11 protein-coding genes are annotated in these 9,305 nt (G+C 64.8%); 5 read left to right on the top strand and 6 right to left on the bottom strand.

Features of this window, described 5'->3' with window-relative positions; translation table 11 throughout:
- Positions 1-230: 230 nt before the first annotated feature.
- A complete protein-coding gene (locus AC629_RS31375; RefSeq protein WP_084808705.1) occupies positions 231-761 on the bottom strand; it encodes a gamma carbonic anhydrase family protein in 531 nt (176 codons plus the stop codon).
- 86 nt (positions 762-847) lie between these two features.
- Entirely contained in the window at positions 848-1,177 is a 330-nt protein-coding gene (locus AC629_RS31370) for a DUF6949 family protein (protein ID WP_084808704.1), read from the bottom strand.
- A gap of 223 nt (positions 1,178-1,400) precedes the next feature.
- Here AC629_RS31370 and AC629_RS31365 point away from each other — a divergent pair, with 223 nt between their 5' ends.
- Together AC629_RS31365 and AC629_RS31360 are read left to right on the top strand one after the other, a co-directional pair.
- A complete protein-coding gene (locus AC629_RS31365; protein ID WP_084808707.1) occupies positions 1,401-2,108 on the top strand; it encodes a hypothetical protein in 708 nt (235 codons plus the stop codon).
- 71 nt (positions 2,109-2,179) lie between these two features.
- Positions 2,180-2,575, top strand: a complete 396-nt coding sequence (locus tag AC629_RS31360) for a PaaI family thioesterase (RefSeq protein ID WP_245332050.1) — start codon at positions 2,180-2,182, stop codon at positions 2,573-2,575.
- A 54-nt stretch (positions 2,576-2,629) separates the two neighbouring features.
- On the opposite strand, the gene AC629_RS31355 is transcribed toward AC629_RS31360, so the two are convergent.
- Both AC629_RS31355 and cysE read right to left on the bottom strand, forming a co-directional pair.
- Positions 2,630-2,848 (bottom strand): DUF3126 family protein, encoded by a 219-nt coding sequence (locus tag AC629_RS31355; RefSeq protein WP_007602550.1) that lies wholly within the window; start codon positions 2,846-2,848, stop codon positions 2,630-2,632.
- Between the two features lie 123 nt (positions 2,849-2,971).
- A complete protein-coding gene (gene cysE, locus AC629_RS31350) occupies positions 2,972-3,796 on the bottom strand; it encodes a serine O-acetyltransferase (protein ID WP_084808703.1) in 825 nt (274 codons plus the stop codon).
- A 275-nt stretch (positions 3,797-4,071) separates the two neighbouring features.
- On the opposite strand from cysE, the gene AC629_RS31345 reads away from it, so the two are divergent.
- The gene (locus AC629_RS31345; RefSeq protein WP_084808702.1) at positions 4,072-5,448 is read left to right on the top strand and encodes a hypothetical protein; all 1,377 of its coding nucleotides are present in this window, start codon (positions 4,072-4,074) and stop codon (positions 5,446-5,448) included.
- Here the strand turns inward: AC629_RS31345 and AC629_RS31340 are convergent.
- Positions 5,434-6,189 (bottom strand): alpha/beta fold hydrolase, encoded by a 756-nt coding sequence (locus tag AC629_RS31340; RefSeq protein WP_084808701.1) that lies wholly within the window; start codon positions 6,187-6,189, stop codon positions 5,434-5,436. The genes AC629_RS31345 and AC629_RS31340 overlap by 15 nt on opposite strands.
- Positions 6,190-6,303: 114 nt before the next feature.
- Positions 6,304-7,446, bottom strand: coding sequence for a hypothetical protein (locus AC629_RS31335; RefSeq protein ID WP_084808700.1), 1,143 nt, complete (start codon positions 7,444-7,446; stop codon positions 6,304-6,306).
- Between the two features lie 306 nt (positions 7,447-7,752).
- Between AC629_RS31335 and AC629_RS31330 the strand changes: the two genes are divergently transcribed.
- Together AC629_RS31330 and AC629_RS31325 are read left to right on the top strand one after the other, a co-directional pair.
- Positions 7,753-7,998, top strand: a complete 246-nt coding sequence (locus tag AC629_RS31330; RefSeq protein WP_027526433.1) for a zinc-finger domain-containing protein — start codon at positions 7,753-7,755, stop codon at positions 7,996-7,998.
- Between the two features lie 19 nt (positions 7,999-8,017).
- Positions 8,018-9,220, top strand: coding sequence for an FAD-dependent monooxygenase (locus AC629_RS31325; protein WP_084808699.1), 1,203 nt, complete (start codon positions 8,018-8,020; stop codon positions 9,218-9,220).
- Positions 9,221-9,305: the final 85 nt, after the last annotated feature.

Raw genomic sequence — 9,305 nt, 5'->3', positions numbered from 1 at the left:
CGCCCCCGCGCCTGTGCCGACTGCGGCGCAGACAGCCCGACCGCGGCGACGGCCAGAGCCGCCAACATCATCTTCCGTAACATCACTCGATCCTCCGTGTGGACACGCTCCACACCTCAAAGCAGGACCAAGCTAACGTCACATCAGGATTCCTGACAGCCTTACTGTCTCACTTCCGCGCGAGCCTCAGCAGCGGCGGCAGTTGCTCATCATCTTCTTGTCGAGCAGAGCTAACCGATCCGCTTCAGGCCCTTCTTGAAGCGCGGACCGTTGGCGACATAGAACCGCGCCGCACTCCCCATCTTCTGCACCTGGGCGTCGTCGAGCGTGCGGATCACGCGCGCGGGCGAACCGATGATCAGCGAGCGCTCGGGAAATTCCTTGCCCTCAGTGATGACAGAGCCCGCGCCGACGATGCTGTTGCGGCGGATCTTCGCGCCGTTCATCACGATCGAGCCCATGCCGATGAGCGCCCCCTCCTCGATCGTGCAGCCGTGCAGGATGACGTTGTGGCCGACGGTGCAGTTCTTGCCGATCACCAAGGGAAAGCCGAGATCGGTATGGCAGGTCGAGCCATCCTGCACGTTGGCGCCCTCGCCGATCTCGATCCACTCATTGTCGCCGCGCAACACCGCGCCGAACCAGACGCTCGCACCGGGCTTCAGGCGCACGCGGCCGATCACGGTCGCGGTCTCCGCGATGAAATAGTTGCCGTCGGCTGGAAGATCGGGCGCCTGCCCGTCGAGCTCGTAGATCGCCATGAGGTCTCCTGTCGCGTCAACCCCAGCCATAGCGAAACGGCGGCGCGGAGGCAAAGGGCCGCCACACCGGACAGCCCTGCAAAACGTTAGACCAGGACGCCGGCCGCGCGCAGCGTCATCAGGAAGAAGGTGCCGCTCATCATGCTCCAGAAGCCGGCGATGACGGTCGCCATCATCACAAATTCGAAGCGGCGGCTTTCCAGCCGCATGCCGCGCAGCGTGTTGCGCATGATGATGAAGGGCGCCGCGAACACCAGGAACGGCACCGCCGCGAAGGTCTTCGGCGCCACGCCATCCTGCAACAAGCCGAAGCCGGCGGGCCGCTGCGCGACCGCCTGGTACCCGCTCACGAGCGCGCCCGCGAGCGCGAAACCGATGCAGATCGAGAAGAAGGTATTGAGAGCTTCAGGTGTCATCGGAAACGGTCCGCCCTTACGCAACGCCGGAGCCTTCCTGTGACAAAAAGTGCCGCTTAACGCTACATTATCCTTAAGAGAAGGTTAACAGCGCCAGCCCGTTCGCGCAGGGCCCTCTCCCTCTCCCGCAGCGGGGAACGCTCCGCGAAATCACCGCCGCATGGCATATTCGCCGCTGATTCGTCGGCCACCGGCCGACTTCCGGGCTCTACTCGCGCAACTCATGACGGTGTTTTCGGCAACCTCTTCCCGGCCCTCCAGGACGCGCCCCCGGGCACATGTCGTCCCGATCGTGCTCGGCGGCACTGCTGCGGTATGCGCGATCGCGCTCGTCGCCTATCTGTTGTGGCCGACCTGGGATGCCGGCGGCGCGAATGCTCCGGACAAGCTGCCGGTGAGCGTCGGCGGCACGCTGTTCAACGTTCCGACGACTGCGATCCGGATGAAGATCCAGCGCCACTCCGGCCCGCAAGAGCGCATCGATCTCGACTTCCTGTATCCTTCGCTGGAACCGCCGGGCGCGCCGAAGCACGTCACCGCCGACACCGTCGAAGAGGCGATACAGCCAATCGACCGCATCTTCCTGTCGATATCGGCGCATCACGATGCGCTGGCGCCGGAGCAGCGGGTCAGCACGATCTATCCGCGCTATCTCGACCAGGCCACAACCAATCCGGTGGACGGGTTGACGATGCGGATGTTCCGCAGCGACACGCCCTATGGCAGCGAGGATCTGTATTCTGCTGCAAGCCCCGCGCTGACCGCGCGCTGCACACGCGATGCGGCCACTCCAGGCATGTGTCTCTCCGAACGCCGCATCGGCGGCGCCGATCTCACCTTCCGCTTTCCGCGGAGCTGGCTGTCGCAGTGGCGCGATGCGGCGGACGCGATGGACCGGCTGACGGCGCAACTGCGCGGACCGCGAGGTTGATACTCCGATCACTTGCGTTGCATTGACCGGCTGATAGGTTCCTCACCGGCTCATCACGCGCGGTGATCGATGTGACCGACGCAACGGCAAACGTGCCACCCGGCGCCCAATTGTTGGGACGCGAATGGCTTGGCTTTGACGAGACCGGGCAAACAGCCTTGATCCGCTTTCAGGCTCAGAGCGCGTTCACCAACAGGCATGGGACGATCCAGGGCGGCTTCCTCGCCGCGATGCTGGACTCCGCCACCGGGATTTGCGCACTCGCGGCACTCTCTCCTGACCTGACCGTGATCACAAGGAGCCTCGATACGCGCTTTCTGAAGCCGGCAACAGTCGGCCCCATCACAGCACGCGCGCGAGTCATCGAACGGACGGATCGCGACATGGTCGTGCAAGCCGACCTCGTCGATGCGGGGAGCATCATTGTCGCTGATGCCACGGCGCGGCTGCGCATTCTTGCAAAGTAGTAGAGCTACGGGGGCGCGACGCGCGCGTCCCCGTTGAGCGACACGATCGCTGCACTATTCCTGATCGACGAGATCGTCCTCGAGGATCGCCATCTGGAACTGGAACGAGCGATCATCGTCCTCGTCGTCGACGAAGAGCACGCCGATGAACTCCTCGCCGATATAGACTTCGGCGGAGTCATCCTTCTTCGGCCGCGGCACGACGCGGATCTTGGGATTGCCGAATACGCGCTTCAGATACGCGTCGAGCTTCCTTACTTCCTTGACGTCCACGGCAAGTCTCCAATCGAAATCTGGGTTGGCCGGGTTTTAGGACGAGACGCGACGAACCGCCAGCATGAATTGCCAAAGAATTTGGGGACGAACAGGGCCGGAGAATCCGGCCCTTTTTCGAGCTCAAAGCCCCAACGCGTTGATCATCTGATCCATGGTGCGCGACGGCTCGGCGCAGCCGGCTTCGCCGACGATCTTGGCGGGCACGCCCGCGACCGTGACGTTGTGCGGCACCGGCTTGACCACGACCGAGCCCGCAGCAATGCGCGCGCAATGACCGATCTCGATGTTGCCGAGGATCTTTGCGCCGGCGCCGATCAGGACGCCATGACGAATCTTCGGATGACGGTCCTCGTTCTCCTTGCCGGTGCCACCGAGCGTGACACCGTGCAGGATCGAGACGTCGTCCTCGATCACCGCGGTTTCACCGCAGACGAAACCGGTGGCGTGATCGAGGAAGATGCCGCGGCCGATGCGCGCGGCGGGATTGATGTCGGTCTGGAACACCGCAGAAGCGCGGCTCTGGAGATAATACGCAAAATCCTTGCGGCCCTTCAGATAGAGCCAGTGTGCCAGGCGGTGGGTCTGGATCGCGTGAAAGCCCTTGAAGTAGAGCAAGGGATCGATGAAGCGCGAGGTCGCGGGATCGCGATCGTACACGGCGACGAGATCGGCGCGGAAGGCGTTGCCGAGATCGGGATCGTCGCGCAGCGCCTCGTCATAGGTCTGGCGCACCAGATCGCCCGACAGCGCGGAATGATCGAGCCGGTCGGCCAAACGATGGATCACCGAATCTTCCAGGCGGCTGTGATGCAGCACCGTCGAATAGATGAAGGTCGCAAGCTCCGGCTCGCGATGGACGATGTCCTCCGCCTCGCTCCGGATCCGGTCCCAGATCGGATCGAGGGATGCGAGCTTTCCTCCCGGATTGACCTGATGAACTGCCATGGGATCTGCTCTTTCGAATTGGCTCGTTTTGCTGGCTCTATATCACAGTCTAGGCGACAAAGTCCTGACGGGCTTGCCTGAGAGCGAACACTACATTGCCCCGCCAAAGCGCGCCAACGCGTTGAATCACAACAATTTCTCCGGCGCCCCCAGACGGCAAGGTCGGCTCAAGGTGGTCAGAGTTTCGCCAAATTCAAGCCGGGCGGCGTCAAACTATTGGTGAATTTCGTCTCAGCGGCTATTGCGGGCATGGTCCGAAAGACGACGGGGCAGTTTTGACCATCACCACCGATCATTTGCGCGCGCGCGCCGCGGGCTCGTTTTGGCTGCGGCTGGCGGCGGTGGCACTGCCCCTCCTGCTGATCGCGCCGGCGTTCTGGAATGGCTATCCGCTGTTGCAATGGGATACCGGCGGCTATCTGGCGCGCTGGTACGAGGGCTATCTCGTCCCGAGCCGCTCCACCGTGTTCGGCCTCTATCTGCACCATGGCGAGGGGTTTGGCTTCTGGATCAATCTTGCGGTCCAGTCGCTGGCGACGCTGTGGCAGTTGCAGCTCACCTTGCGCGTGCTCGGCCTGATGCAGACCTTCCGCTTCGTCGCGATCAGCCTGCTCCTGATCCTGTCGACCGCCCTGCCCTGGCTTGCGAGCATGCTGCTCACCGACATCTTTGCAGGACTGTCGGTGCTGTCGCTGTTCCTCCTGATTGTCGGCGGAAGCCGGACGTCCGCGCCCGAAAAGATCTCACTGTTCGTCTTCACCGCTTTTGCCGCAGCGACGCACAGCGCCACGCTCGGCGTGCTGCTCGGCCTCTGCGCCGCCGGCTGGACGGCGCGACCGTTCCTCGGGCGGCGTCTCCCGATTGCCGGACTGACGCAGGCGAGCCTCACCATCGTTGCGGGCGGCCTGATGCTGGTATCGGCGAACCATGCACTGTCGGGCAAATGGGCCTGGACGCCCGGCGGCTACGGTGTCGCCTTCGGCCGCATGATGCAGGACGGCATCGTCGCGCGCTATCTTGCCGATCACTGCCCGCGCGAACGCTTCAAGCTCTGTCCCTATCGCGACGAACTGCCGGCGACCGCCGACGAGTTCCTGTGGGGCAACAGCATGTTCAACACGCTCGGCCGCTTCGAAGGCATGAACGACGAGATGGGCTACATCGTCGTGCATTCGCTCGCCGACTATCCGGCGTGGCAGGCCGGCGCGGCGTTGCGGGCGATGGGCCAGCAATTGCTGCATGTGGCGACCGGCGAAGGCACCAATGGCTGGATCCCGCACACCTACGGGATCATCGAGCGTTACATTCCCGCGCAAGTCGCGCCGATGCGTGCGGCACGGCAGCAGCAGTGGGACGTCAATTTCGACCACGTCAACTGGCTGCATGTTCCCGTCGCGCTGGCCTCGATGCTGGCGCTGGTCGGCCTGCTCGCGCATTCGCTCGCAAACCGCCGGCTCGACGATCTGACGCTGCTGGCTGCGACCGTCACGCTGGCGCTGCTTGGCAACGCCTTCATCTGCGGCGTGATCTCGGGCCCGCACGATCGCTATGGCGCGCGGATGGTGTGGGTCGCGACCTTCGTGGTGCTGATGGCGCTGGTGCGTCGTTTTGGCGACGACCAGCCGCTGGACGAGACCTCAGCCGCGGCGTGACAGGAAATCGAGTACGCCGGTCTTGTAGACCTTGTCGCCGACCGCGCGCATGTGGTCGCGGTTGGGGATATCGAGCACTTCCGAACCGGGAATGATCGCCCCGAGCGCGCCGGCGGAGCCTGCAACATCATCAGCGGTTCCGACCGCAATCAGCACCGGCACGTCGATGCGCGCGGCCTCATCCCGCGTCATGAGATCGCGTGTGCCGCGCAGGCAGGCGGCGAGCGCGCGGTGGTCCGAGCGTGTCTGATCGGCGAACGCACGGAAGGTGCGGCCGACGGGATCGGTGACGTCGTCGAGCGAGGGCGCTTCCAGCGCCTTCGCGACGTTCTCACCGGGCCCGGTGCCCTCGATCAAGCCGCCGATGCCGATGCCGCCGAGGATTGCCGAACGCAGGCGCTGCGGCTCGTTGAGCCCCAGCCACGCCGTCATCCGTCCCCCCATCGAATAGCCCATCATGTCGGCCTGCGGGATGGCGAGATGATCCATCAGCCCGAGCACGTCGCCGGCCATGGTCGGAATCGAATACTGCGCGGGCTCGTAAAGCTTCGCACTTTCGCCATGGCCGCGATTGTCGAGCGCAATCACGCGGCGGCCGTTCTTGCGCAGTTCCGAGACCCAGGTCGGATAGACCCAGTTCACGTTCTTGCTGGAGGCAAAACCGTGAACAAGGATGATCGGATCGCCCTCGCCTTCGTCCAGATAGGCAATTTCAACGGCGCCGTTGTGGAAGCTCGGCATCACATAGTTCCGCAATCTTGAGGGAAGAGGTTGATCTTAGAGCATGATCCGGAAAGATGTGCAGCGGTTTTTCCTCGCGACAAACGCGGAACCGCATTTGCGCGGAGATCATGCTCAAACAATAACCTTGATAGCCGCGTCCGCCAGAGCGGCTTCAGCTGCGATTTGCGCCCGACGGAGCCGACGCGCCCGTCTGCGATCGCACCACGCCTGGGTGAGGCGCTCGGTCGTCGCCTTGATCGAGGATAGAAGCCCGAACAGCGTCAGTGCCGCGCCGAACAGCCACAGCGCCAGATCAAACGCGCCGCCGACAAGCAGCAGCGCGCCGCGACCGAGCAGTTTCATGATCGCACGCGTCTTGCCGCCCTGCGCTTCCGCAAGACGCGCCGCGCGTGCGACATCCTTCGGGCCCTCGGCGATACGTAAGCTATCCATGGCGCCGCGCATGCCGGTCTTTTCGGCAACGCGCGTGACGTCCTTGCCGAGCCGGACCAGCGCACCGGCCTTCTCGGCGCGGAACGCGGCTCTGATCGCGCTCACGGTCTCGCCCGGACGCCGTACCGAGCCGGAGGCGACCGCGTTCTGAAGCATCGGGGTATCGACGACCTCGCGCGCCGACCGGCCGGCCCATGCCGCAAGCCCTTCGCCGAGCCGCCCAACCTTACGCGCATCCTTCACCAGCGTCAGCCCGGCGCGCACGGGCGCCGCGCCACCGACGGAGACGTAAGTTGCCGCCGTCACCGCAAGACCAGCTGCCGCAAGACCGAGCACCAGACGGTCGGTGTCCTCGCCCGTGGCGAGGTGCTTGCCCTCACGCACGATGTCCCTGATGTCACCGATCACGAAGAGATCGCCGGCCACCGTCCCGGACAGGCTCGCGACATCGTCGGCGTTGCCGGTGACGAGACCGGTGGCGAACCGCTTTGCGAAATGCGAGGTGGAGTTTTCGGCTTTGACCGCATCGCTCACGCGATTGAGCAGATCGTCGGGCAGCGCGATGTTGCGCTCACGCGCCAGCGCGACGAAGCTGTCGGCGAGATCGGTGTCGCCCGCGGCGAGCGCGGCCTCGATGTTGTCCTGAACCAGGCGGTCGTTCTGCCGCAGCAGCGCGTCGAGCTTGAGCTCGGAGAGCACGGCCGGATCGTCCTGGGCAGCAAAAATCGCGCCGGCCTCGCGCGCATGGGGCGCAACCTGCACGAGCATGAAGCTGCATGCCGCAAGACCGGTCAACGCTGTGCTGATTCGCAGCCACTTCATGCGGAAAGTCTGGGCGGTCCTGAGGTCATGTGCGCCGGATAGTTGGTCTTTCGTCGCAATCCTGCTCGTCCACAGAAATAGTATGCCAAAATTACGACACAACGTCCCCGACGAAAGAAGGGCTTCTCTGAGGCGACAAGATTGTGTCGAATTTGCATGAGCAAATGAGCATGGGGCAGTTGCGAACCTTTCGGTTCCGCTGGACTAGCAATCATCTGCACGCCCCAGTATGGTCCGCGGCGCTAAAAGACGCTGCAGATCAAGCTGATTGTGTTTGCTGCCATTGCCACTCCAGGATGAACTACGATGTCCGACCATGTCGTCCCGCACTTCCATAACGATGCCGGTGTTCCCGTCATCGAGATCGGCTCGCAAGAGTTCATGTGCGTCGGCGCCAACCCTCCGTTCGATCATCCGCACGTCTTCCTCGACCTCGGCAACGACAACGAGATTATCTGCCCTTACTGCTCGACGCTGTACCGCCTTGCCACCGACTTGAAGGCGGGCGAAGCCCGTCCGCCGGAATGCGTCCTGAAGGACAAGGTCGCCTGACCGTTCCCATCGGTCAGGGGTGGCGCTCTCCCGAACGATTGTCATCGCTGGTGCCGGAATCGGTGGACTGACGGCCGCGCTTGCGCTGGCGGCCCGCGGCTTCCGCATTGTCGTGCTGGAAAAGGCCGAGCGCCTCGAGGAAGTCGGCGCCGGCCTGCAACTCTCCCCCAATGCCAGCCGCGTGCTGGTCGAACTCGGCCTCGCCGAACGCCTCAGGCTGCGCGCCGTGACCCCGGAGGCGGTCTCGATCATGAGTGCGCGGGCCGGCGGCGAGCTGCTGCGCATGCCGCTCGGTGAAGCGGCGTCGGCGCGCGCCGGCGCCCCCTACTGGGTGGTGCACCGCGCCGACCTGCAATCCGCGCTCGCCGGCGCAGTCTCCGACCATCCCGACATCGACCTGAAGCTCGGCGCGACCTTCGAAGACGTCGCACCTCACGCCAAGGGGCTGACGGTCGTTCATCGCAGCGGCACGATACGCCGCAGCGATCTGGCATGCGCGCTGATCGGCGCCGACGGTATCTGGTCGACAGTACGCCAGCATCTGTTTCCCGAGGTGCAGCCGCGCTTCTCCGGGCTGATCGCCTGGCGCGGCACGCTCGATGCCACGCAGCTGCCGAAGGACTACACCGCGCGCCGCGTGCAGCTCTGGATGGGCCCGAACGCTCATCTCGTCGTCTATCCGATCGCAGGCGGACGCCAGATCAACGTCGTCGCGGTGCTGCCGGGCACCTGGAACAGGCCGGGCTGGAGCACGCCCGGCGATCCCCTAGAGGTGATAGACGCCTTCGCCGCGCCGCGCTGGCCACGGCCAGCACGGATGATGCTCGCTGCGGTCGATACCTGGCGCAAATGGGCGCTGTTCGGCGTGCCCGACGGCTGCCCCTGGAGCAAAGGCTCAGTCGGGCTGCTCGGTGACGCCGTGCATGCGATGCTGCCGTTCGCCGCGCAAGGCGCCGGCATGGCAATCGAGGATGCCGCCGTGCTCGCGCGGCATCTGAGCAGCGAAGCCGCCGAGAGCACCGCGGGCATCACTGCCGCGCTGAAGCTATATGGCCGCGCACGCCAGGCGCGCGTGCGGCGGGTGCAGCGGACCGCGCGGCAGCAGGGCCGCATCTACCACTTCAGCGGACCGCTCGCGATCGCGCGCGATCTTGCAATCCGCGCGCTCGGCCCGGAACGCATGCTGGCGCGGCAGGACTGGATCTACGGCTGGAAGCCCTGACGCGAAACGCTTGACTGTCAGCGCACCGTGCGACCGGATTTGGGGGGCGGGCTTGGCGGCGGCCGCAGACGACGGCGCGGCGGGC

It is taken from the genome of Bradyrhizobium sp. NAS80.1 (genome assembly GCF_001908205.1).
Taxonomy (GTDB): Bacteria; Pseudomonadota; Alphaproteobacteria; order Rhizobiales; family Xanthobacteraceae; genus Bradyrhizobium.
The sequence above is the reverse complement of the archived record's forward strand: the minus strand, read 5'-3'. Positions and strand labels throughout refer to the sequence as shown.

Excerpts from the sequence above, each read along its gene's own strand:
- AC629_RS31375 (WP_084808705.1), bottom strand. The coding sequence starts at position 761 with ATGGCGATCTACGAGCTCGACGGGCAGGCGCCCGATCTTCCAGCCGAC.
- AC629_RS31365 (WP_084808707.1), top strand. The coding sequence starts at position 1,401 with ATGACGGTGTTTTCGGCAACCTCTTCCCGGCCCTCCAGGACGCGCCCC.
- AC629_RS31335 (WP_084808700.1), bottom strand. The coding sequence starts at position 7,446 with ATGAAGTGGCTGCGAATCAGCACAGCGTTGACCGGTCTTGCGGCATGC.
- AC629_RS31340 (WP_084808701.1), bottom strand. The coding sequence starts at position 6,189 with ATGCCGAGCTTCCACAACGGCGCCGTTGAAATTGCCTATCTGGACGAA.
- AC629_RS31330 (WP_027526433.1), top strand. The coding sequence starts at position 7,753 with ATGTCCGACCATGTCGTCCCGCACTTCCATAACGATGCCGGTGTTCCC.
- cysE (WP_084808703.1), bottom strand. The coding sequence starts at position 3,796 with ATGGCAGTTCATCAGGTCAATCCGGGAGGAAAGCTCGCATCCCTCGAT.
- AC629_RS31370 (WP_084808704.1), bottom strand. The coding sequence starts at position 1,177 with ATGACACCTGAAGCTCTCAATACCTTCTTCTCGATCTGCATCGGTTTC.